Source organism: Paraburkholderia podalyriae (genome assembly GCF_014397785.1).
In the GTDB taxonomy this organism is placed as follows: domain Bacteria; phylum Pseudomonadota; class Gammaproteobacteria; order Burkholderiales; family Burkholderiaceae; genus Paraburkholderia; species Paraburkholderia podalyriae.
The window spans coordinates 139286-161912 of record NZ_VZQQ01000016.1 but is presented as its reverse complement, the minus strand read 5'-3'; the positions used below and the strand labels follow the sequence as shown (position 1 = coordinate 161912).

General features: G+C 66.1%; 17 protein-coding genes and 1 pseudogene. 6 read left to right on the top strand and 12 right to left on the bottom strand.

Annotated features, from left to right (window positions below):
• Window positions 1-47 precede the first annotated feature (47 nt).
• On the top strand, window positions 48-1457 hold the full coding sequence (locus F6X42_RS20570; RefSeq protein WP_187635974.1) for a nucleobase:cation symporter-2 family protein: 1410 nt from the start codon (window positions 48-50) through the stop codon (window positions 1455-1457).
• A gap of 115 nt (window positions 1458-1572) precedes the next feature.
• Here F6X42_RS20570 and F6X42_RS20565 read toward each other — a convergent pair whose 3' ends face one another.
• Genes F6X42_RS20565 through F6X42_RS20555 form a run of 3 tightly spaced genes read right to left on the bottom strand, consistent with a single transcriptional unit; the run spans window position 1573 to window position 7561 of the window.
• Window positions 1573-3087 (bottom strand): efflux transporter outer membrane subunit, encoded by a 1515-nt coding sequence (locus tag F6X42_RS20565; RefSeq protein ID WP_187635973.1) that lies wholly within the window; start codon window positions 3085-3087, stop codon window positions 1573-1575.
• A 1-nt stretch (window position 3088) separates the two neighbouring features.
• Window positions 3089-6319, bottom strand: coding sequence for an efflux RND transporter permease subunit (locus F6X42_RS20560; RefSeq protein WP_187635972.1), 3231 nt, complete (start codon window positions 6317-6319; stop codon window positions 3089-3091).
• A gap of 18 nt (window positions 6320-6337) precedes the next feature.
• The gene (locus tag F6X42_RS20555; RefSeq protein ID WP_187635971.1) at window positions 6338-7561 is read right to left on the bottom strand and encodes an efflux RND transporter periplasmic adaptor subunit; all 1224 of its coding nucleotides are present in this window, start codon (window positions 7559-7561) and stop codon (window positions 6338-6340) included.
• Between the two features lie 429 nt (window positions 7562-7990).
• On the opposite strand from F6X42_RS20555, the gene F6X42_RS20550 reads away from it, so the two are divergent.
• Complete coding sequence (locus tag F6X42_RS20550; protein WP_187635970.1) at window positions 7991-8635, top strand: TetR family transcriptional regulator; 645 nt, start codon at window positions 7991-7993, stop codon at window positions 8633-8635.
• 96 nt (window positions 8636-8731) lie between these two features.
• Here F6X42_RS20550 and F6X42_RS20545 read toward each other — a convergent pair whose 3' ends face one another.
• Complete coding sequence (locus F6X42_RS20545; protein ID WP_187635969.1) at window positions 8732-9370, bottom strand: cysteine hydrolase family protein; 639 nt, start codon at window positions 9368-9370, stop codon at window positions 8732-8734.
• Between the two features lie 218 nt (window positions 9371-9588).
• On the opposite strand from F6X42_RS20545, the gene F6X42_RS20540 reads away from it, so the two are divergent.
• Window positions 9589-10584 carry a helix-turn-helix domain-containing protein gene (locus F6X42_RS20540; RefSeq protein WP_187635968.1) on the top strand — a complete coding sequence of 332 codons (996 nt, stop codon included), beginning with the start codon at window positions 9589-9591 and terminating at the stop codon, window positions 10582-10584.
• A gap of 108 nt (window positions 10585-10692) precedes the next feature.
• Here the strand turns inward: F6X42_RS20540 and F6X42_RS20535 are convergent, their stop codons facing one another.
• From F6X42_RS20535 to F6X42_RS20510, 6 genes are all read right to left on the bottom strand, one after another.
• A complete protein-coding gene (locus F6X42_RS20535; RefSeq protein WP_187635967.1) occupies window positions 10693-11427 on the bottom strand; it encodes an SRPBCC family protein in 735 nt (244 codons plus the stop codon).
• A 35-nt stretch (window positions 11428-11462) separates the two neighbouring features.
• Window positions 11463-11843, bottom strand: coding sequence for a DUF427 domain-containing protein (locus tag F6X42_RS20530; protein WP_187635966.1), 381 nt, complete (start codon window positions 11841-11843; stop codon window positions 11463-11465).
• Window positions 11844-11989: 146 nt separating this feature from the next.
• Window positions 11990-12484, bottom strand: coding sequence for a carboxypeptidase regulatory-like domain-containing protein (locus F6X42_RS20525; protein WP_187635965.1), 495 nt, complete (start codon window positions 12482-12484; stop codon window positions 11990-11992).
• Between the two features lie 280 nt (window positions 12485-12764).
• Window positions 12765-14282 (bottom strand): DegQ family serine endoprotease, encoded by a 1518-nt coding sequence (locus F6X42_RS20520; protein ID WP_187635964.1) that lies wholly within the window; start codon window positions 14280-14282, stop codon window positions 12765-12767.
• A gap of 168 nt (window positions 14283-14450) precedes the next feature.
• Entirely contained in the window at window positions 14451-15749 is a 1299-nt protein-coding gene (locus F6X42_RS20515; protein WP_187635963.1) for an ATP-binding protein, read from the bottom strand.
• Between the two features lie 4 nt (window positions 15750-15753).
• Complete coding sequence (locus F6X42_RS20510; protein WP_187635962.1) at window positions 15754-16416, bottom strand: response regulator; 663 nt, start codon at window positions 16414-16416, stop codon at window positions 15754-15756.
• A gap of 249 nt (window positions 16417-16665) precedes the next feature.
• Between F6X42_RS20510 and dacB the strand changes: the two genes are divergently transcribed.
• The 3 genes and pseudogenes from dacB to F6X42_RS20495 all read left to right on the top strand — a co-directional run bounded on the left by dacB (window position 16666) and on the right by F6X42_RS20495 (window position 20163).
• Window positions 16666-18306 (top strand): D-alanyl-D-alanine carboxypeptidase/D-alanyl-D-alanine endopeptidase, encoded by a 1641-nt coding sequence (gene dacB, locus F6X42_RS20505; protein ID WP_187635961.1) that lies wholly within the window; start codon window positions 16666-16668, stop codon window positions 18304-18306.
• 191 nt (window positions 18307-18497) lie between these two features.
• Window positions 18498-18761 (top strand): annotated as a pseudogene (locus F6X42_RS20500) (sterol desaturase family protein); the annotation flags it as partial.
• A 175-nt stretch (window positions 18762-18936) separates the two neighbouring features.
• Entirely contained in the window at window positions 18937-20163 is a 1227-nt protein-coding gene (locus F6X42_RS20495) for an SGNH/GDSL hydrolase family protein (protein WP_187635960.1), read from the top strand.
• Window positions 20164-20268: 105 nt separating this feature from the next.
• On the opposite strand, the gene F6X42_RS20490 is transcribed toward F6X42_RS20495, so the two are convergent.
• Both F6X42_RS20490 and F6X42_RS20485 read right to left on the bottom strand, forming a co-directional pair.
• On the bottom strand, window positions 20269-21318 hold the full coding sequence (locus F6X42_RS20490) for an L-threonylcarbamoyladenylate synthase (protein WP_187635959.1): 1050 nt from the start codon (window positions 21316-21318) through the stop codon (window positions 20269-20271).
• Window positions 21319-21328: 10 nt separating this feature from the next.
• Window positions 21329-22525 (bottom strand): 5-(carboxyamino)imidazole ribonucleotide synthase, encoded by a 1197-nt coding sequence (locus F6X42_RS20485; protein ID WP_187635958.1) that lies wholly within the window; start codon window positions 22523-22525, stop codon window positions 21329-21331.
• Window positions 22526-22627: the final 102 nt, after the last annotated feature.

Here is a 22627-nt window from a genome sequence, read left to right as displayed (position 1 = left end):
CCGATACCTTGGAGTCATCCCAAAACGAGATGGTGGAGACAGACGATATGCAAGCGAACACGGTTCACCCGTGCGACGAGCGCCTACCCGCGGGCCAGTTGCTCACTCTTGGCATTCAGCACGTGCTGGTCATGTACGCCGGCGCGGTCGCGGTGCCGCTGATCATCGGCGCGGCGTTGAAGCTGCCGAAAGACCAGCTCGCCTTCCTGATCAGCGCCGATCTGTTTTCCTGCGGCATCGCCACGCTGATCCAGACGCTCGGGCTGTGGATCTTCGGCATCCGTCTGCCCGTCATCATGGGCTGCACGTTCGCGGCCGTCGGCCCGATGGTCGCGATCGGCACCAATCCTTCGCTGGGCATCCTCGACATCTTCGGCTCGACGATCGCGGCCGGCGTGATCGGCATTCTGCTCGCGCCCGCGGTCGGCAAACTGTTGCGCTTCTTCCCGCCGGTCGTGATCGGCGTCGTGATTTCGGTGATCGGCCTGTCGCTGATGGAAGTCGGCATCAACTGGGCGGCCGGCGGCGTCGGCAATCCCGACTACGGCAATCCGGTCTACCTCGGCCTGGCGCTCCTCGTGCTGACGCTGATCCTGCTCGTCAACAGGTTTGCCAGCGGTTTCGTCGCCAATATCTCGGTGCTGCTCGGCATCGTCGCGGGCTTCGTGATCGCGCTGATGCTCGGCCGCGTCAACATGGACGGCGTCACGCACGCGCCGTGGGTCGGCTTCGTGATGCCGTTCCACTTCGGTCTGCCGCACTTCGATCCGCTGTCGATCGCGACGATGATCACCGTGATGTTCGTCACTTTCATCGAATCGACCGGCATGTTCCTCGCGGTCGGCGACATGGTCGATCGTCCGGTCGATCAGAAGACGCTGGTGCGCGGCTTGCGCGTCGACGGGCTCGGCACACTGATCGGCGGCATCTTCAATTCGTTTCCGCACACGTCTTTTTCGCAGAACGTCGGGCTGATCGGCGTAACCGGCGTGAAGAGCCGCTTCGTCTGCGCGATGGGCGGCGTGATCCTCGTGCTGCTCGGTCTCTTTCCGAAGATGGCGCAGGTGGTCGCGTCGGTGCCGGCGTTCGTGCTCGGCGGCGCGGGCATCGTGATGTTCGGCATGGTCGCGGCGAACGGCATCAAGGTGCTGTCGCGCGTCGACTTCGTCAGGAATCAACACAATCTGTTCATCGTCGCGGTCAGCATCGGGCTCGGCCTCGTGCCGGTCGTATCGCCGCACTTCTTCTCGCAACTACCGCCGGCGTTGTCGCCGCTGCTGCATAGCGGGATTCTGCTCGCGTCGGTGTCGGCGGTCGTGCAGAACCTGATTTTCAACGGCGTGAAGAGCGAGAACAAGGCGACGAGCGAGTTTCGCCGCGCCGGGCACGATCTCGACGCCGGCGCGCTCGGCGAACCGCAGCACAACGAGATGCTGCGGGCGGCGGACCTGCATTGAGCTTTTGATGCAGCGCCGATGCGGCGAGCGGCACCGAACGCCGCGCATCAACGAAAACGCCACGGCATGCCGTGGCGTTTTTGCTTTACTTCAGCGGTTCGTCGAGCCGAACCGCTTACCCTGCCGTCGCCGCCGAAGCCGCGACCGGCGCGCTCGCCGCACCGTAGTCGACCGGCGTGTCGGCGGGACGCGGCTGGTCGCCGGTATGCTCGACCCAGCCGCCGCCGAGCGCCTGGTACAGCGTGACCAGGTTCTGCAGGCGCTCCATGCGCGCGGTAACCAGCGCCTGCTGAGCCACGTACAGCGAGGTCTGCGCGGTCAGCACCGACAGATAGCTGTCGACACCATTCGTATAACGGAGGGTCGACAGGTCCAGCCGGCGCTGCTCGGCCGCGACATCGCGCTCGAGCGCCGCGATCTGCTCGTCGTATGTGCCGCGCGCGGCCAGTCCATCCGCCACTTCACGGAAGGCCGTCTGGATCGCCTTTTCATACGTGGCGATCTGCACGTTCTTCTGGATGTTGGCGAGATCGAGGTTGGCCATGTTCTGACCGCCCTCGAAGATCGGCAGCGTGATCGACGGCGCGAAGCTCCACGCCGCCGAACCCGGCTTGAACAGCCCGCCGAGCGTCGGGCTCAGCGTGCCGGCGCTGCCGGTCAGCGTGACCTTCGGGAAGAACGCCGCGCGCGCCGCGCCGATGTTCGCGTTGGCCGCGAGCAGATTCTCCTCGGCCTCGATGATGTCGGGACGACGCGTCAGCAGATCGGATGGCAGGCCCGCCGGAATGTCCGTGAGCAGGTCCTGGTCGTCCAGCGGCAGGCCGCTCGCCAGACTAGCGGGCAACGGCTCGCCGATCAGCAGCACCAGCGCGTTGTCAGCCTGGGTCCGCAACCGCGTCTGCGACTGCAGGTTCGCGCTGGCGGTCTCGACGACTGTTTGCGACTGCCGCAGATCGAGTTCGGAACCCGTACCGTTGTCGAACTGCAGTTTGGTGATGCGGTACGACTCCTGCGCCGTCTTCAGCGTGTTCTGCGTGACCTTCAGCAGATCATCCAGTTCGAGCACCGTCATGTACTGATTCGCCACCTGCGTCACCAGCGAGATTTCCGCCGCCTTGCGCGCCTGCGCGGTGCCGAGGTACGTGGCCAACGCCTGATCCTTCAGGCTCTGCACGCGCCCGAAGAAGTCGATTTCCCACGACGCGTTCAAGCCCACCGAATACGTGTTGGAGATCGTCACGCCGGTGAAAGTCAGGTCCTTCGGCGTGCGCGACTTGCTTTGCGAGGCCGCGGCATCGAGCGTCGGGAACAGACCCGCACGCACGATGCGGTACTGCGCCGCCGACGCCTGCATGTTCAGCACCGACACACGCAGATCGCGGTTGTTCTTCAGCGCGATTTCGATCAGCTGCTGCAGACGGGGATCGACGAAGAAGTCGCGCCAGCCGATGTCGGCGGCGGCCTGGCCGTTCGCGCTGCGCGCGCCGTGCGTGCCCGGCTGCTGATCGTACACGCCGCCCGTCGGGAAAGTCGCCGTCACGGGCGCGGCGGGCCGCTCGTAGTGCGGCGCCAGCGTGCAACCCGTGGCGAGCAGCGCGACGGCCACTGCAATCAAAGAGTGTTTTTGCATCTCAATGCCCATCCTTGCCCGAGCCATTGCCATCCGAGCCGTCGGCCGTGCCACCCGTCGCGCCGCCTTGCGGATCGTGCGGATGGTGCTGTTGGTAGTGGCGCAGCGCTTCATCCGGGTCTTCCTTCTCGCCGCCGAACTTCGCGCGAATCACGACGAAGAACATCGGGATCATGAAGATCGCGAGGAAGGTCGCCGTCAACATCCCGCCGATCACGCCGGTACCGATCGCGTGCTGGCTTGCCGAGCCCGCGCCGTTACTGATCGCGAGCGGCAACACGCCGAGAATGAACGCGAGCGAGGTCATCAGGATCGGACGCAACCGCAGACGCGCCGCTTCGAGCGCGGCCTCGATCGGCCCCATGCCTTCACCCTGCTGCAGTTCTCGCGCGAATTCCACGATCAGAATCGCGTTCTTCGCCGACAGACCGACCGTGGTCAGCAGACCCACCTGGAAGAACACGTCGTTCTCGAGCCCGCGCAGCGTCGCGGCCAGCAGCGCGCCGATCACGCCGAGCGGCACCACCATGATCACCGAGAACGGGATCGACCAGCTTTCATACAGCGCCGCGAGACACAGGAACACAACGAGGATCGAGATGCCGTACAGGATCGGCGCCTGCGAACCCGACTGACGCTCCTGCAGCGACAGACCCGTCCACTCGTAGCCGACGCCCGCCGGCAGCTTCTTGACGATCGATTCCATCGCAACCATCGCCTGACCGGTCGACTTGCCCGGCGCGGCCGCACCCTGGATTTCCACCGACGAGATACCGTTGTAGCGCTCGAGCTTCGGCGAACCGTACGTCCACTCGGTGCTCGCGAAGGCCGAGAACGGCACCATCGCGCCCGCGCTGTTGCGCACGAACCAGGCACTCACGTCTTCCGGTTTCATCCGGAACGGCGCGTCGCCCTGCAGGTACACCTTCTTGATCCGGCCGTCGATGTCGAGGAAGTTGTTCACGTACGCCGAAGCCCACGCGATCGAGAACGTCTGGTCGATCGTGGAGAGCGACACGCCGAGCGCCGACGCCTTCTCGTGGTCGATGCTCACCTTGAACTGCGGCGTATCGTTCAGGCCGTTCGGACGCACCTGTGCGAGCGTCGGATCTTTCGCCGCCAGACCGAGCAGCATGTTGCGCGCTTCCATCAGCTTCGCATGACCGATACCCCCGCGGTCCTGCAGCTGGAAGTCGAAGCCTGCCGCGGTGCCGAGTTCAGGAATCGACGGCGGATTGACCGGATACACGAGCGCGTTCTTGTAGCTGCTGAAGTGCATGAACAGACGTCCAACGAGTGCCTGCACTTTCTGATCCGCGTGCTGACGCTGCGCGTAGTCCCTCATCCGCACGAACACGAGACCCGCGTTCTGGCCGCGACCCGCGAAGCTGAAGCCGTTCACCGTGAAGGTCGATTCGACGATCGCCTTCTCGTCGTTCAGCAAGTAGTCCGACACGTCTTTCAGCGCGTGCGCGGTGGTTTCCTGCGTCGAGCCCGACGGCGTTTGCACGAGCACGAACATCGTGCCCTGGTCTTCGTCAGGCAGGAACGACTTCGGCAGACGCACGAACAGCAGCCCCACCGCGAAGATCACCACCATGTAGATGATGAGCCAGCGGCCCGAGCGCTTGATCACGTGGTGCACGCCCGAGTGATATTTGTCGCGGCTCGTGTTGAAGGTACGGTTGAACCAGCCGAAGAAGCCGGTGGCTTTTTCGTGATGACCCTTCGGAATCGGCTTCAGGATCGTCGCGCACAACGCCGGCGTCAGAATCAACGCGACGAGCACGGACAGCACCATCGCCGCGACGATCGTCAGCGAGAACTGCCGGTAAATCGCACCGACCGAGCCGCCCGAGAACGCCACCGGCACGAACACCGCCGACAGCACGAGCGCGACGCCGACCAGCGCGCCGGTGATCTGGTCCATCGCCTTGCGGGTCGCGTCGCGAGGCGCTAAACCCTCCTCCTGCATCACCCGCTCGACGTTTTCCACCACCACGATCGCGTCGTCCACCAGCAGACCGATCGCGAGCACGAGACCGAACATCGACAGCGTGTTGATCGAGAAACCGACCACACTCATGATCGCGAACGTACCGAGCAGCACCACCGGCACCGCGATCGTCGGGATCAGCGTGGCGCGCAGGTTCTGCAGGAACAGGTACATGACGAGGAACACGAGCACGATACCTTCGAGCAGCGTCTTGACCACTTCCTCGATTGACAGGCGCACGAACGGCGTCGTGTCGTACGGGTACTGCACCACGAGACCGTGCGGGAAGTACTTCGACAGTTCGGCGACCTTCGTGCGCACCGCCTTCGCGGTGGCGAGCGCGTTCGCGCCCGTGGCGAGCTGGATACCGAAGCCCGCCGTCGGCTGACCGTTGTACTTGGTGTCGAAGTTGTAGTTTTCGCCGCCGAGTTCGATGTGCGACACGTCGCGCAGACGTACCTGCGAGCCGTCCTGGTTCACCTTCAGCAGGATGTTGCCGAACTGCTCGGGCGTATTGAGCAGCGTGGCCTGCGTGATCGTGGCCTGCAGCACCTGGCCCTGCACCGACGGCGTGCCGCCAAGAGCGCCGCCCGCGACCTGCACGTTCTGCGCCTGCAGCGCGGTTGAGACGTCGAGCGGTGTCAGGCTGAAGTTGTTCAGCTTGTTCGCGTCGAGCCAGATCCGCATCGCGTACTGCGAGCCGAACAGCGTCACCGTACCCACGCCGTCGATACGGCTGATCGGATCCTGAATGTTCGACGCGACGTAGTTCGCGAGGTCGTACTTGTTCATGCTGCCGTCGGTCGACACGAACGCCATCACCAGCAGGAAGCTGCTGCTCGACTTCGTAACCTTGGTGCCGAGCTGCTGCACCGCTTGCGGAAGCAGCGGCGTGGCGAGCTGCAGCTTGTTCTGCACCTGCACCTGCGCGATGTCAGGGTTGGTGCCGGCCGCAAACGTCAGCGTGATGGTGGCCGTGCCCGAGTCGTCCGAGGTCGACGCGAGGTACAGCAGGTGGTCCAGACCACTCATCTGCTGCTCGATCACCTGCGTGACGGTGTTTTCCACCGTCTTCGCCGAAGCACCCGGGTAGGTTGCGCTGATCTGGATCGACGGCGGCGCGATGGTCGGGTATTGCGCGATCGGCAGCGTGAACACCGACGCGAGACCCGCGAGCATCAAGATGATGGCGATCACCCATGCAAAAATCGGGCGATCAATAAAGAACTTTGCCATGAGGCGGGCTCCCTGTTATTACGCGCCCGAGGCGGCGGAGGCAGGCTGAGCCGCGGGTTGAGCTGTCTGGGCGCCGCCCGCGGCCACGTTGGAAGCCGGGTTGCCGGGCAGCTGCGCCGGCACGGGCTTGACCTGCTGGCCGGGACGCGCCTTGTCGGTGCCCTGGACGATCACCCGGTCACCCGGCTTCAGGCCGTCCGACACCACCCAGTACGAACCATGGGTGCCCGTGGTAACCAGCGGACGCAGCTCGACCTTGTTGTCGTTGTCGACGACGAGCGCGGTAGGTTGACCTTTCTGGTCGTGCGTGACGCCGACTTGCGGCACGATCAGCGCGTTCTGGTTCACGCCCTCGTCGATCTTCGCGCGCACGAACATGCCCGGCAGCAGCACGTGGTTCGGGTTCTTGAAGATCGCGCGCACAGTGACCGAGCCAGTGCTCTGGTCGACGGTCACGTCGGTGAACTGCAGCTTGCCCTTCTCGGAATAGACGCGACCGTCCTCCAGCACCAGCGTGACCTGCGCGGCGCCCGGGCCGGTCGTCTTCAGACGCCCTTCCTGCATGTCGCGGCGCAGCTTCAGACCATCGAGGCTCGATTGCGTGAGGTCGACGTAGACCGGGTCGAGCTGCTGGACCGTGGCCATCAGCGTGGCCGCGCTCTGCTGCACGAAGGCGCCCGGCGTGACCTGCGACACGCCGATCTGGCCGGTCACGGGCGAGGTCACGTCGGTATAGCCGAGGTTGATCTGCGCGGTATCGACCGCGGCCTTGCCCGCGGCGACGTCGGCGGCGGCCTGGCCTTCGGCGGCGACCGCGTTGTCGTAGTCCTGCTTGCTGACCGCGTTCGCCGCGACCAGCACCTTGTAGCGATTGGCCTGCGCGGTGGTCGTCACCAGGTTCGCCTGCGCCTTCGCGAGCGATGCCTTCGCATTGTTCAACGACGCGATGTACGGCGCCGGATCGATCTTGTACAGACGCTGACCGGCCTTGACCTCACTACCCTCGGTGAACTCGCGGCGCAGCACGATGCCGTCGACCCGCGCACGCACCTGCGCGACGAGGAAAGCACTGGTACGGCCGGGCAGTTCGGTGACGACGGGCACGGTCGTCGGCTGGAGGGTGACGACGCCGACTTCGGGCGTCTGGGGCGGCGGGGCAGATTGTTTTGGTCCGCACGCCGCCAGCAAGATGGCAGCCGTCGCGGCACTGATTAAGCGGAATGGAACCCGTTCGACGCGCATGGAGCGACCTCTGTCAAAGACTGAGTAATGAAAAAGTGCGCGCGTCCCTACCCCGGGTGACGACAGCGCACGCAGGCGTCTCGCGACGCTCGACCGGCAGCCCATGAATGCAAACTTGCGCTTGCAGGGCACCTTGCTACGAATGCGCCATACCGGGGAATGCCGCACAGCGCCGCCGTTTGGCGGCTGCGATAGCGCTTTCGAAAGGCAACAGTGACGGATATTAACCGGTCGTCACGGCTTGGGCTACGCGCTCGTGGGGTGCTATTATATATACATTCACGAATGCATGTAAAAGTGCATTCATATCTTGCAGGGATGGGGGTCCGAAAGTCCGCGTCGCAATTCGCGTCAGAAATAGTCGAATTGTCATCATGCGGACTTAAAACCGCCCGCACAAACCCCAGGATCAGCGCAGGTCACACCAATATGGTCAGAAGAACCAAAGTAGAGGCGCTGGAGACGCGCAACCGGATTCTCGACGCGGCCGAACAGGTCTTCTTCGAGAAGGGTGTATCGCGCTCGTCGCTGGCCGATATCGCCCAGGCCGCGGGTGTCACGCGCGGCGCCATTTATTGGCATTTCGAGCACAAGAGCGAACTCTTCACCGAAATGTTCGAACGCGTGCTGCTGCCGCTCGACGAACTGAAGGCGGCGTCGCTCGATCCCAACGAAGCCGATCCGCTCGGGCGCCTGATGGAAGTCTGCATTGTCTGCGTGCGCGACACCGCCAATGATCCGCGCCGCCGCCGCGTGTTCGACATCCTGTTCCTGAAGTGCGAGTTGGTCGAAGACATGGGGCCGGTGATGGAACGGTATCAGACCAACATGCGCGAGGGGCTCGCGAAGATCGAGGGCGGTCTGCGCAACGCGATCTCCAAAGGCCAGATGCCCGCCGATCTCGACACGAAGCTTGCCGCCGCGATGGTGCACGCGTTCGTCGGCGGCTCGTTGCGCGACATGCTGTTTTTGCCCGATGCGACCGACTTCGGCGCACACGCGCAGCAGATGGTGGAAGCGATGTTCGACGCCTTGCGCCTGAGTCCGGCATTGCGCAGGAAGGCGGCGGCGTAGAAGGTGCGCAAGCGTTGCGGCTTTGGGAAAGCGGGCGGTTCGGTTGAACTGCCCGTTCCTATTGGCCGGCCGGATCGTCCGCCCGCTGCGTCGGGTTCAGGCAACCGCCCGCCGCGCTCGCGCCGCCTGATTCGACGCATAGATGTTGCCGCGCTCGAGCGGCGCGCCGCTCTTTAGCGCCGCCATCCACTGATCGGTGCTCGCGACCGCCGCGAAGCGCGACTGCAGCACGACGCTGAATACGCGATGAATCTCCTGCGCGCTCGCGAAGCCCGCGCTGTTTTCATACGGCACCGAGCCGGTCGCATCGTGCAGGAATTCGACCGCGAGCCCTGCATGCACCGCGTGGTTGATCGTCGACGCGTCGCAGTTGTGGGTCATATAGCCGGTGACGCTCAGCGTGTCGATCCGCCGGGCGGCGAGCCAGTCGGCCAGATCGGTGCCTGCGAAGGCGCTCGGCAGCGACTTCTCGACGAAATGGTCATAAGCGCGCGAGCTGACGACTGTGTGCAGTTCCGCGCCGGCGCTGCCGCGCGCGAACAGCGGCGAGGTGGCGGACGCGACGTTCTGTACGACCACGACCGGCACGCCGGCGGCGCGCGCCGCATCGATCGCGCGACCGATGTTGGCAAGCGACGTGCGCACGTCCGGAAATTCGATCGGCAGCTCGCCGCTCACGTATTCGTTCTGCACGTCGATGACGATCAGCGCACGGCGCGGCGCGGGTGTGGTCATGGCAAGGCTCCTTGTCAGAAAAAACGGTCAATCGAGGGCGCGCGCCCAGCGCGATGGCCGCGGCGCGACGGCAATGACGGCAATGACGGCAATGACGGCAATGACGGCAATGACGGCATTGTCGCTCCGCTGCCCACCCGCCGACAGCGGCCCGAATGACAAGCTTCGCTAGAATCGGGCCATACTTCTGCCATTCATGAATTCATCAGACGCCCAGCATGGCCACCTTCGCCTCTTCCGACAACGTCTCGGACCACGGATCGCACCACGTCGTCGCCGTCGTCGCGTTCGATCGCATCAGCCCGTTCCACCTGTCGGTACCATGCGTCGTGTTCGGTGAGGACCGGCGCGGCGGCGGTGTTCCCGCCTTCGACTTCCGCGTCTGCGCCGCGGAGACGGGCGCGCTCGCGACTACCGCGGGCTTCTCGATCGCGGTCACGCACGGACTCGAAGCCCTCGCCGACGCGCAGACGATCATCGTGCCGAGCTGGCGCGATCCCGACGAAACGCCGCCCTCAGCGCTTCTCGACGCGCTGAGGGCCGCGCATGCGCGCGGCGCGCTGCTCGTCGGCCTGTGCCTCGGCGCTTTCGTGCTGGCCGCGACGGGCATCCTCGATGGACGGCCCGCTTCGACGCACTGGGCCTGGGCCGACGACTTCGCGCGTCGTTACCCACGCGTGCGGCTCGACCCCGACGTGCTGTACGTCGACGACGGCAATGTGCTGACCTCGGCCGGCACCGCCGCCGGCCTCGACTGCTGCCTGCACGTGCTGCGCAAGATCTGCGGCGCGCGGGTGACCAATCAGGTCGCACGCCGGCTCGTCGTGTCGCCGCATCGCCAGGGCGGCCAGGCGCAATACGTGCAACAGCCGATGCCGCCCAACCCGCGCGGCGATCGTCTGTCTGACCTGCTCGACTGGGTGAGCGGCAACCTGGCCGCGCCGCATACGCTCGACACGCTCGCCGCGCGCGCGCTGATGAGCCGCCGCACGTTCACGCGACGCTTCCGCCTCGCCACCGGCACCACCGTCGGCGCGTGGCTGCTCGCGCAGCGGCTCGCGCGAGCGCAGCAGCTGCTGGAAAGCACCGACGAGTCTGTCGAAGCGATCGCGGCGAACGCCGGATTCGGCTCGGCCGCATCGCTGCGCCAGCACTTCGCGGACACGTTTCGCACGTCGCCGAGCGCGTGGCGGCGGGAGTTTTGCGGGGATTAGATGAAGGCCGCGGGAGCACCGTTATTTCGTAGTGCGCCACCGGGATTTCGTAGTCGCGCGAGCATGTCGGTCGCGCGTTCCGTCAGGCGCTGCACGCGACCCGACGCCTCAATGCTCGCTGAACCAGCGCGCGACGTACAACAACAGCGCGACCAGAAAAATCATCCCGGCCCACGCCCAGTACGGCACGACGTGCTGACCCGGTTCGTGATGCGGCACGCCATGCGACCAGCTATGCGACGCGCTTGCCGCGCGTCCCGGGAGCGCATGGCTGTGCTCGATGCGCGCGCGTCGCGCGATGCCGCCGAGCGTGATCGGCCGCAAAAACACGTACTGGCGACGCGGCGCGGTGCCACGCGCGCGATTCGGCCCCTGGCCGTGCTTGGCGCGCACGACGGCGTCGAATTCGGCGAAAAAATCGTCGGCGAGCTGACGAAGCGCGTTCTCGAGCTGGCGCGTCGGCAGCTCGGCGAGCGGTCCCGACGACGTCGCCCACAACGTGTAATCGATGCGCGTGCCGCGCTCCCGGCCATCGTCCGCGCGCACACGCACTTCGATCTGACCGCGCAACGCGCCGATGCCCTCGGCCCTGGCCTTGAAGTTGATGGTGCGGCGCTGCGCGTCCGCCGGGCCGGAATCCTGGCCGGCGACATGCGCGCGCGCTTCGTAGTGCGCGCGCAACGGGCCGAGCGGCACGGTCATCGTCAGCGCGTATTCGCCGTGAGCGACACGCACGAACGACTCACAGTTGTCGAGGCTGGCACGCAACAGCGCGAGGTCCTGCAACGCGTCCCATACTTCGGACGGCGCAAGCGGAATCCGTAACGCGTCGTTCAGTTCCATGACAACCTCCCCCGATGAACGCGCCGACTGCGGGATCAGGACGTCTGATCGATGCGGTCGACGCGCGATGCGTAAAAAGCGAGATAGCCCTTGATGCGACTGACCTGCTCGAACGGCGCTTCGTAGCTCCACACCGCGTTCTCGACCACGCCATCTTCAGTGCGCAGATGGAAGTAGGACGCGTCACCCTTGAACGGGCAATGCGACGTGTGCGCCGAGCGTTCGAGCCGGGCCATGTTCACGTGCTCGCGCGGGAAATAGAACACGTCGGCCAAACCGGTCTCCGACAACGTCAGCGCGGCCTGGGTGTCGGCCATCGTCACACCCCCGTGAATCACGCGCACGCGGTGGGCGTTATCGCGGATCACGATGGTATGGCCGTCCGGCCGTCCCGCAGATGTCGACGCATCGCTCATGTCCAGGCTCCGTGGTGGGTGGGCGCTGCACTGCCGGCTGTTGCCGCCGGAGCGGCAAAGCCACGGGACACGCCCGTGGCTTCATTATCGGCCAAACTTTGGCCGATTGCGCGAGCTTCCTGCGCGGCGGCGGACGGATCGGTCCGTTACTTCACGTTCCAGATGAACGCGGATTTGACGTTGCCGTGCGCCGGCACGCTAACCGAGCGGGTTTGCTCGCTGTCGTTGTATTTCGCGTGCACCGTGTAGCGGCCGGGGCTCAGGCGCACCAGCATGAACGGTCCGCGCGACGTCGTGTTGAGCAATTCGCCGTTATGCGCATCGACGATACGCACGTGCACATCGGCGAGAAACTCGGCGTTGGGTCCGGTGAAGCGCAGCGTCAGCGGCCACTGGCTTTGCGCTTGTCGCAGCGCCCGCGATTCGTCGAGGCCGACGCCGCCCGACACGTACGACACGTCGCCCTGCTGCTGGACTTGCGGCAGACCGCCGCCGTTGGTGTTGCCGGCGCTGGTGTTGTCGGTGGTCGAGCCGCCGGTCACGCCCGCCTGCTGCGCGTGCGCGCCGCCCGCCAGTCCGAGCGTGAGCGCCGCGCACAGCGCGACGGCTACGATCCGTTGCTGATTGCATTGGGTTTTCATCGGTCCGCTCTCCTTGTTAAAGTCCTTGCCCAGTCCCTGAACAGGTCCAAAGCAAGCATCCTGCAACCTTTGTGCCAAGCGTCCGTTGCGTCGACGGAACACGCGCGACCATCGTGGCACCGATCCGCGTGGCGCGCTTCGGCCTGTCTGCGCTGCTCGCGGCAGCACGGTCCGGACAGGCGAAAAAAAGCCGGTCCTTGCAGTAAATGCAAAGGACCGGCAATCGCTACTACAGCTCCAACTGGGTTGGGCGATCCGTCCGGACCGCCCGGTTACCGGATCAGCCGAGATCGACGGGCACAAAAATCTGCGCGTTGTCCCGCTGGATCAGCAGCGCAATGCTGTTGCCTGCGCCCGAAATCATCTGCTTCAACTGATCAATGTTAGTGACCGGACGGCCGTTGACCGCGAGAATCACGTCGCCCGGCTGGATGCCGGCGCTCGCCGCCGCGCCGCCCGCCTGCTGCACGAGCAGACCGTGCGACACCGATGCGCCGCTCTTCTCTTCTGGCGTCAGCGGCCGCACCGCGACGCCGAGACGGCCTTGCAGCTGGGTCTGCTGATCGGCCTTGGTCGCCGACGCGACCTTCGCGTCCGAGAACGAGCCGATCGTCACCTTCACATCCTTGCTGGCCTTATCGCGCCATACTTTCAGCGTCGCCGTGCTGCCCGGCGCGAGACCGGCGATCTTCGCCGGCAGATCCGTCGAATCGCTGACTTCGTCGCCATTCACCGACAGGATCACGTCGCCCGGCTGCAAGCCGGCCTTGGCCGCCGGACCACTGGCGTCGACCGAGCTGACCAGCGCACCTTGCGGCTTCTTCATGCCGAACGATTCGGCGAGCGTCTGGTTCAAGCCCTGCACCGCGACGCCGAGGCGGCCGCGGCTCACGTGTCCGGTCTTGACGAGATCGTCCTTGACCTTGATCGCCTCGGTAATCGGAATCGCGAACGACAGGCCCTGGAAGCCGCCCGTCTGCGAGTAGATCATCGAGTTGATGCCGATCACTTCGCCTTGCAGGTTGAAGAGCGGACCGCCCGAGTTTCCCGGGTTCACCGGCACGTCGGTCTGGATGAACGGCGTGTAGTTCTCGTTAGGCAGGGAGCGCGACTTGGCGCTGATGATGCCCGAAGTCACGGTGTTGTCGAAGCCGTATGGCGAGCCGATCGCGACGACCCACTGACCCACCTTGCTCTGGCGCGGATCGCCAATCTTCACGGTCGGCAGATCGCTCGCGTCGATCTTCAGCACGGCGACGTCGGACTGCTTGTCGGCGCCGACCACCTTCGCCTTGAACTCGCGCTTGTCGGTGAGCTTCACGGTGACGACGTTCGCGCCATCGACCACGTGCGCGTTCGTGAGAATGTAGCCGTCATTGCTGATGATGAAGCCCGAGCCAAGGCTCGCGCTCGGCTGGTCGGGCGCGTCGCCGCCATCGCCGCCCTGCATGCCGGGCACGCCGCCGAAGAAACGTTTGTAGAACTGATAGAACGGATCGTTCGGATCGATCGGCAACTGGTTGCCGTTGAGGTTGCCGCCGTTACCGCGCATCGCGGTCTGCTTGACCACGTGCTTCGCGCTGATGTTGACGACGGCCGGACCATAGGTCTCCACGAGACCGGAGAAATCGGGGATACCGGTTTTGGCGGCGGCTTCCGCGGGCATCATCGCGGCAGCTTCCGCCGGCGAGATGATCTGCGGTGCGGGCACATCGCGATGGCCCGCCACATAGCCAGCTGAAAGCGCAGCGGCGACAGCTACCGCAACGGCGCCGCGGGACAAGGTTTTCGCGTTCATCATGGGTTCCTGACAGGAGAAAGTGACTTTGGATGCCGAGGAGCGTAAGGGGCGTCACTTAAAAGAGTCTTAAGTAGCGCCAGGTCGTGAGAACCTTATCGGGCCGGCCGCTATGGGTCATCGCGACAGCATGAACGCCGGGTTTGGCTGAAGGGTAAACCAGCATGCTCAGAAGCGTACAGTGACCTGCAAACCACCGGCCGGCGATTCGCTGAGCGACACTTGCGCATGATGTTGCGTGGCAATCCGGCGCACGATCGCGAGGCCCAGACCGCTGCCGGCCACGTCGGTGCGCGCGCGATTCGCGCCCGCGCCCGCGCGATAAAAGCGGTCGAACACCCGCTCGCGATCGGCGGGATCGATACCCGGGCCGCTATCAGCGATCCGCACGACCGGATGGCCGTCTTCGACGCGCAAGCTCACGTCGACGCGGCCGCGTTGCGGCGTGTACTTGGTCGCGTTGTCGACGAGGTTGGTGAACATCACGCGCAGCGCTTCGGCGTCGCCGGTCACGCTGGCGGCCTCGCTCGCCTCGATGCCGAGGTCGACGCCGCGATTCATCGCGAGCGGCGCGTAGCTCGCGACGCACTCCCGCAATAGCTCGCGCAGATCGAGCGCCCCAGCCACCGCAGCGCCGTCCGGCTCGGCGCGCGCGAGCGCGAGCAGTTGCTCGGCAAGGCGCGTCGCGCGCGTGACGCCCGCCTGTAGATCAGTGAGCGCTTCGCTGCGGGCTGTGTCGTCCTTGGCCCTCGCAACCAGCTGGGCCTGGATCTGCACCGCGGCAAGCGGCGTGCGCAATTCGTGCGCGGCATCGGCGACGAACGCCTTCTGGATATCGAGCGCGGTCGCGAGCCGCTGCAGCAGCCCGTTCAGCGCGCGCACGAGCGGCCGCACTTCGAGCGGCAAGCGCTGATCGGGCAACGGATCGAGCGCCTCCGGATGACGCATGTCGAGCGCGCTCGTCACGCGTCGCAGCGGCCGCAGCCCGCGGCCGACGATCACCCACACCGCGAGTCCGAGCAGCGGCAGCAGCACGATCAGCGGCCACAGCGTGCGCAGCGCGACGTTGGCGGCGAGCCGGTTGCGCACCGACAGCGGCTGCGCGAGCTGCACGACGTTATCGCCGACGATCGCGCCATACACGCGCCATTCGCCGCGGTCCGTACGCTCCGTCGAAAACCCCAGCTCGGCGCGCGGCGCGAGCGGCGCGCGCGGCCGCGAGTAGTACATCAGCATGCCGTTGCGGTTCCAGATCTGCAGCACGATGCCTTCGTCGCCGGTATCGCGGCCGAGCACCTGCGAAAACGGTTCCGCCGGCAGCGCGGCGGCAATCTGCTCGAGCTGGTAGTCGAACAGCTCGTTCGCTTCGGCGAGCGCCTGCCGATAGATCAGCCAGCCCGCGATGCCGACGCCGAGCAGTACGAGCGCGAGCAGCCAGAACAACAGTTGACGGCGAATCGAGCGCATCGGCTCAGGCGTCCTTCGCGATCATGTAGCCGAGCCCGCGCACGTTGCGGATCAGATCGGCGCCGAGCTTCTTGCGCAGCGCGTGGATATAAACCTCGACCGTATTGCTGCCGATCTCCTCGCCCCAGCCATACATCTTTTCCTCGAGCTGGCTCTTGGACAGCACCGCGCCGGGCCGCGCGAGCAGCGCCTCGAGCAATGCGAATTCGCGCGCGGATAGCGCGACCGGCGCGCCATCAAGCGTGACCTGGTGCGACGCGGGATCGAGGGTCAAATTGCCGTGTCGAATCGTCGAATCGCTGCGGCCGGACTGGCGCCGGATCAGCGCGCGCATGCGCGCGCCGAGTTCGTCGAGATCGAAAGGTTTGACAAGGTAATCGTCAGCGCCGGCGTCGAGTCCCTTGACGCGATCGGCAACCGCGTCGCGCGCGGTGACAATCAGCACCGGCAACGCATGGCCGCGCGCGCGCAGCGCACGCAGCACCTCGAGACCGTCGCGCTTGGGCAGACCGAGATCGAGCAACGCGAGGTCGTAAGGCTGGGTGGCCGCCGCGCGCAGCGCCGCCTCACCGTCCTCGACCCAATCGACGGCGAAGCCTTCGCCGCGCAGCGCCTTGCGCACGCCTTCGGCGATCATCCGGTCATCTTCGACTAGCAGGATGCGCATGGTTGTCCGTTCCAAAACATTCGATGATGCCGCATTCTAGCGCCCGCTTCCGGCCTGCGCGGCGTGTGGCGCTTTTTTCACCGCAGCGCCGCGGCATGTCACTACAATGGGCGCTTTGCGTCGCGCGACGGCCGTCGGGCAGCACGCGGCGCGCTACCGCGCCGTCAATCCTCCGGTTAGTCGCTCCATTGTCCCGCGCACGCGGCACGCCCTGAAATCCTGCTCGTCCGTTTGCCTGTTCACCCGTTCATGACGCACGCTTTTCTGTCTTCCGTCGCACGCCGTCTGGCGTCGCGCTCGCGCCGTATGTTCAATCGCGCAGCCATCATGCCTTACCGCCTCGCGCCGCGCACGGCCGTCTGGCTCTGCGCCGCCGCGCTCGGTGCGAGCGCGGCGCTGCCGCTGGCGGCAGAAGCACGCATCAAGGCCACGCATCCCAGCGTCAACGTCACGACGGTGCTGCCGCAGCCGGTGATGGTCGGTCTGCAGCGCGCTCACGTGCCGTTGTCGTCGATCAGCGTGGTCGTCGAAAAGGTCGGCGATCGCACGCCGATCCTTGCGCTGAACGCCGGCAAGCCGATGATGCCCGCCTCGACGATGAAGCTCGTCACCACGTACTCGGGCCTGTCGATCCTCGGCCCCAGCTACCGCTGGCGCACCAGCGCGTACGCGGACGGCACGCTCGACGCGAGCGGCGTGCTGCACGGCAATCTGTACATCCAGGGCACGGGCGACCCGAAGCTCGTGCCGGAAGAACTGATCGACCTCGTGCAGAAGATCCACAAGGCGGGCATCAACGGCATCGACGGCGCGCTGGTGCTCGACAAGCGCTACTTCGATCCGTCGACGCGCGACCTGCCCGCGTTCGACGACGACGTGAGCGCGCCGTACAACGTCGGCCCTGATCCGCTGTTGTACGCGTTCAAATCGTTGTCGTTCACGCTGACGCCATCTGCGGACGGCTCGGTGGCGATCGACGTGCTGCCCGCGCTCGCGCAACTGCGCATCGACAACCAGCTGCGTGCGACGAGCGGCCCATGCCGCGGCGAGCTGCCGACGCCGACCGTCACGCCGGAGCCTGACGGCACGCTCGTCGCGTCGTTCATCGGCGACTTCCCGGTGCGCTGCGACGCGCGCGCGATCAACGTCGCCGTACTCGATCACTCGACGTTCTTCGCGCGCGGCTTCCTCGCGCTGTGGCAGCAAACTGGCGGCACGTTCACGGGCGCGACCCGCGAAGGCGCGGTGCCGGTCGGCGCCAAGCTCGTCGCGACGCACGACGGGCCGATGCTGTCGGACATCGTTCGCGACATCAACAAGTTCAGCAACAACACGATGGCGCGCAACCTGTTCCTGACGATCGGCGCCGCCGAGGAAAGGGCGCCCGCCACGCCCGCGAAAGCCGCTCGCGCAATCGAAGCTTTCCTGGAGCGCGACAGCCTGAATACCGAGTACCTGTCGCTCGAAAACGGCTCGGGACTGTCGCGCGGCGAACACATCACCGCGCTCGCGCTCGCCGATGTCCTGCAACGCGCGAACGCGAGTCCGGTCGCGCAGGTGTTCGTCGACTCGCTGCCGATCGCCGGTGTCGACGGCACGATGCGCAACCGCCTGACCACCCGGGGCGCGGGCGGCAACGCGCACATCAAGACCGGCACGCTGCGCGACGTGCGCGCGATCGCCGGTTACGTCGCGTCGGCCGACGGCAACAGCTACATCGTTGTCAGCCTGATCAACGATCCGCATTCGGAAGCGGCGCGCGCCGCGCACGACGCGCTGCTCGAATGGGTGTACGAAGGCCCGTCACAGGCCTTCACGAAGGTCTCCGCGCCCATCGGGGAAGCGCGCGAGAAGCCCAGGAAAAACCCGCGCAAGCGCGCCGGCCACTGAGTATTCCTTCTAGCGATGCCACGCGCGGCAAGCGGCTAACCGTGTACGCTGTCGGGCAGCATGCGGTGCGCGACATCAAGCGCTTGCCACGCAGGCGCGCCCGGTCGTTCGGACCGCGCGACCCGCACGAACGATAACGACACCACCCGCTGCGCACCGCGCGGCGGTCAGGGACCAGGAAGGGAGACACGATGCAATTCGATGCCGAATTGCTGCTGCTCGCCATGGCGCCCGTCTTTCTTGCCTGCATCGGCTGGGAGGCGTGGCACGTGAGCCGCACGCGCCCGGCCGGGCGGCTCTACAGCTGGCGCGACACGCTGTGCAACGCATCGCTCGCGCTGATGCAGCAGGCCGCCGACAAGCTCGCGTGGCTCGCGATCATCCCTGTCTACGCGTCTTTCTACGAGCAATACCGCATTCATACATGGCCGGCGACGTGGCTATCGTTCGTCGTACCGCCGCTTATCATGCGCAGCACGCGATCGGCTTGAACTCAAACCATACGGTCTCGCTTCGGACATGACGCAGGCCGAAGAAGATTCTGTAAGCTGTCGTCACGCCGCCGACGCGGTGGACGCCGCCTGCAACACATGGCATCAAGGGCCACACATAAGAGGAGATGCAGTCAACATGAATCAAACCGCTTCGAAGAAACAGCAATGGATGCGCGCCACGCAGATCGCCGTGGCTAGCGCAGCGTTCGCCGCGCTCGCGGCGTGCGGCGGTGGCGGCGACAACAATAGTTCGAGCAGCAGCACGCCGTCGGGTGGCGTCACGCTGCAGGTCGTGTCGTTCGGCGACAGCCTGTCGGACGTCGGCACGTACATGCCGACGGTCCAGGCGAACGTGGGCACGGGCGGCGGCCGCTTCACGACGAATCCGGGTGAAATCTGGACGCAGAAGGTCGCCGAGTACTACGGCGGCACGCTCACCGCCGCGTATGTCGGCGGTTTCGGCCAGCCGCTCACCGCGGCGGGCGGCCTCGGTTACGCGCAGGGCGGCTCGCGTGTCGATCTGCAGCCAGGCGAAGGCTTCGCGCCGAACAACATGGCCGCGACGACGGTGCCGGTCACGACGCAGGTCACCGAGTACCTGAGCGCGCACAACAGCTTCAATTCGAACCAGCTCGTGCTGATGAACGGTGGCGCGAACGACATCTTCATCGCGGTACAAGCGGTCTCGGCTGCCGGTACGGCAGCCGCGACGCAGGCGCTCCTGAACGGCGGTACCCCGGCAGACGCGCAGACGGCGGCAGCCGCCGCGTCGCAGACGGCCACGCTGACCGAATTGCAGGCGATCAAGACCGCCGCGGCCACGTTCGTCGGCACGGTGCAGAAGGTCGTCGCGTCGGGCGCGACGCACGTGGTGGTGTCGGACGTGCCGGACATCGCGCAGACGCCGCAAGGTCTCGCCGCGGGCGCGCAAGGCCAGGCGCTCATCAACGCGCTCGTCAAGACCTACAACGGCGTGCTGCAGCAAGGACTCGCGTCGCTCACGTCGACCAAACAGGTCATCTACGTGAGCGCATTCGCGTGGATCGACCAGACGTTGCAGAACTATCAGTCGCTCGGTTTCACCGTGTCCAATACGGGCACCGCATGTAACCTGACGTCGATGGCCGCGAGCGCGACCGCATACGCGACAAAGAACCCGAGCGTGCTCGCAACCGGCCAGACGGCGGCATCGTTTGGCAACTCGCTCGCGTCGTCGCTGTTCTGCTCGCCGCAAACCTACACGGTGGCCGGCGCGGACCAGACCTATATGTTCGCGGACCTCGTGCATGCGACCACGCATCTGCAAGCGCTGTTCGCGCAGCAGGTCGAGACGCAGATCGCTGCTAGCGGGCTCGGGAAGTAACGCGGCGTTAAGGTTGCCCGGATCGTAAAAGGCCCGGCTCGTTGAACGAGCCGGGCCTTTATCTTTTCCGCTGGCCACGCTATGGAGCGCAGCGAGCCAATCGCGTCAATGCTGCGCTTCGAATGCCGCTGCCGCGCGACCGAGCCGATCGTTGACCGCGATCCATTCGATCGTGTCCGGCAGCTTTTCGATCAGAATCCGCGTGACATTCGCGCGATCGAGCGCGCGCAGTAAGCCGTAGAGCTCGCGTGCATAGACGTGCGGATCTTCGGGTGCGGCGACGAAATGCACGCCGTCGGCATCGGCCCACTGTCCCGCACGCGATGCGCGCGCGACCAGCGCAACGCGCTCGCCCGCCTCGCGCACCGCGAGCAACGGCTCGAGCTCGCCGAACGGCAGCAGCGCGAGCGGCGTGCGCGGCGCGTAATGCGCTTTCAACGTGCCGGACGCGCGCGGCGCGGTCGCATCCGACCCGTCGGGCAGACGCGGCACTTCGCCGAGCACGTCGGCGATATCCTGCGGCGTCACGCGACCCGGCCTCAGCAGTGCCGGAAAACCGCGCGACAGATCCACAATCGTCGATTCGATGCCGACATCCGATGCGCCGCCATCGAGCACATGAATCGCGCGGCCGAACTCGTCGCGCACATGCTGCGCGGTGGTCGGGCTCACATGCCCGAAGCGGTTCGCCGACGGCGCGGCGACGCCGCCATGCCCGCCGCGCAACGCGCTGAACGCTTCGAGCAAAGCCTGTGCGACCGGATGCGACGGGCAGCGCAGCCCCACCGAATCCTGGCCGCCGCTGACCGCCGCGGGAATGCGCGCACCGCGCTTGAGGATCAACGTGAGCGGTCCCGGCCAGAACGCGTCGATCAGGCGCTGCGCATCCGCCGGCAAATGCTCGACCCAGTAGTTCGGATCGCCGTGCGGCGCGAGATGCACGATCACCGGATGATTGGCCGGCCGGCCTTTCGCCGCGTAAATGCGCGCGACCGCGTCGGGGTTCTCGGCATCGCCGCCGAGGCCGTACACGGTCTCCGTCGGAAACGCGACCAGCCCACCGGCATCGAGCAAGGCCGCCGCGTGCCCGATCTGCGCGGCACTGACGGGCAACGCGTTGACAGCGTCCTCGGCGGGTTTCTGTTGATCCGGCATGGTGCGCGCGTCAGCTGGTAGTGATGTGCAGCAACCGCGCGCAATCGCGCGCCGCGGTGCGGGCTTCTTCGAGCCTCGGCGCGGTGAAGTTCACGTGGCCCATCTTGCGGCCGCAACGCGCGTCTTCCTTGCCGTACAGATGCAGGCGAGCGGCCGGCATCGCGGCGACCTCCTGCCACGGCGGCGTGACCGCCGCACGCTTCGGACCGTCCGGGAACCACACGTCGCCGAGGATGTTCAGCATCACCGCGGGCGAATGCTGGCGCGTGTCGCCGAGCGGCATGCTGGTCATTGCCCGCACCTGCTGCTCGAACTGGCTCGTCGCGCAGGCGTCGACCGTGTAGTGGCCGGAGTTGTGGGGGCGCGGCGCCATTTCGTTGGCGACGAGCGAGCCGTCGTCGAGAATGAAGAACTCGACGCACAGCACGCCGACATAGCCGAGCTTGTCGGCGATCTGCAGCGCGGCCTGTTGGGCCTGCTGCACAAGCGCGGGCGACGCGTCCGGCGCGGGGACGATGGTGAGCGACAGCACGCCGTCTCGGTGTGTATTCTGCGCGAGCGGATAGACGACCGACGCCCCGCTCGCCGCACGCACGATCAGCGCCGACACCTCGAACTTCAGCGGCAGGCGCTTTTCCAGCACGCACGGCACGCCGCCGAGCGACGCATGCGCCTCGCGCACTTCTTCGGCGTTGCGCACGCGAACCTGGCCTTTGCCGTCGTAACCCATGCGCGCCGTCTTAAGGATGCCCGGCAGCACCGCCCCGAGCTCGCCATCGCCGAGCGCCGCAAGCGCATCCGACGACTCGATCACGAGGTGCGGCGCAACCGTCACGCCCGACGACGCGATAAAGCGCTTCTCGGCGATGCGGTCTTGTGCGACGGCGACGCAACGCCCCGCCGGGCTCACGAACGTGGTCTTGCCGAGAAAGTCGAGGCTCGCGGCCGGCACATTCTCGAATTCGGTCGACACCGCCGCGCACAGCCGCGCGAGTTCGGTCAACGCCGCTTCGTCGTCGTAGGCCGCGCGCAGGTGGCGATCGGCGACCGCGCCAGCCGGGCTGGTCTCGTCCGGATCGAGCACGGCGACGCGATAGCCCATCGCCTGGGCGGCAAAGCAGAACATGCGGCCGAGCTGGCCGCCACCGACCATGCCAAGCCATGCGCCGGGCAGAATCGGTGAAACCGGTGTGTTGTCAGGGTTCATCTTGGTGGTCGGTCGCGGCCGGATACGCGTCGTGCTCGCAGGGCGAGCGGCGGATATCCGGCCGGGGGTCGGACAGGAGACGTCTTAAAAAACGACCGGCGC

Excerpts from the sequence above, each read along its gene's own strand:
- F6X42_RS20540 (WP_187635968.1), top strand. The coding sequence starts at position 9,589 with ATGGCCACCTTCGCCTCTTCCGACAACGTCTCGGACCACGGATCGCAC.
- F6X42_RS20570 (WP_187635974.1), top strand. The coding sequence starts at position 48 with ATGCAAGCGAACACGGTTCACCCGTGCGACGAGCGCCTACCCGCGGGC.
- F6X42_RS20550 (WP_187635970.1), top strand. The coding sequence starts at position 7,991 with ATGGTCAGAAGAACCAAAGTAGAGGCGCTGGAGACGCGCAACCGGATT.
- F6X42_RS20495 (WP_187635960.1), top strand. The coding sequence starts at position 18,937 with ATGAATCAAACCGCTTCGAAGAAACAGCAATGGATGCGCGCCACGCAG.
- dacB (WP_187635961.1), top strand. The coding sequence starts at position 16,666 with ATGACGCACGCTTTTCTGTCTTCCGTCGCACGCCGTCTGGCGTCGCGC.
- F6X42_RS20560 (WP_187635972.1), bottom strand. The coding sequence starts at position 6,319 with ATGGCAAAGTTCTTTATTGATCGCCCGATTTTTGCATGGGTGATCGCC.
- F6X42_RS20485 (WP_187635958.1), bottom strand. The coding sequence starts at position 22,525 with ATGAACCCTGACAACACACCGGTTTCACCGATTCTGCCCGGCGCATGG.
- F6X42_RS20555 (WP_187635971.1), bottom strand. The coding sequence starts at position 7,561 with ATGCGCGTCGAACGGGTTCCATTCCGCTTAATCAGTGCCGCGACGGCT.
- F6X42_RS20525 (WP_187635965.1), bottom strand. The coding sequence starts at position 12,484 with ATGAAAACCCAATGCAATCAGCAACGGATCGTAGCCGTCGCGCTGTGC.
- F6X42_RS20510 (WP_187635962.1), bottom strand. The coding sequence starts at position 16,416 with ATGCGCATCCTGCTAGTCGAAGATGACCGGATGATCGCCGAAGGCGTG.
- F6X42_RS20530 (WP_187635966.1), bottom strand. The coding sequence starts at position 11,843 with ATGAGCGATGCGTCGACATCTGCGGGACGGCCGGACGGCCATACCATC.
- F6X42_RS20535 (WP_187635967.1), bottom strand. The coding sequence starts at position 11,427 with ATGGAACTGAACGACGCGTTACGGATTCCGCTTGCGCCGTCCGAAGTA.
- F6X42_RS20545 (WP_187635969.1), bottom strand. The coding sequence starts at position 9,370 with ATGACCACACCCGCGCCGCGCCGTGCGCTGATCGTCATCGACGTGCAG.
- F6X42_RS20490 (WP_187635959.1), bottom strand. The coding sequence starts at position 21,318 with ATGCCGGATCAACAGAAACCCGCCGAGGACGCTGTCAACGCGTTGCCC.
- F6X42_RS20520 (WP_187635964.1), bottom strand. The coding sequence starts at position 14,282 with ATGAACGCGAAAACCTTGTCCCGCGGCGCCGTTGCGGTAGCTGTCGCC.
- F6X42_RS20515 (WP_187635963.1), bottom strand. The coding sequence starts at position 15,749 with ATGCGCTCGATTCGCCGTCAACTGTTGTTCTGGCTGCTCGCGCTCGTA.
- F6X42_RS20565 (WP_187635973.1), bottom strand. The coding sequence starts at position 3,087 with ATGCAAAAACACTCTTTGATTGCAGTGGCCGTCGCGCTGCTCGCCACG.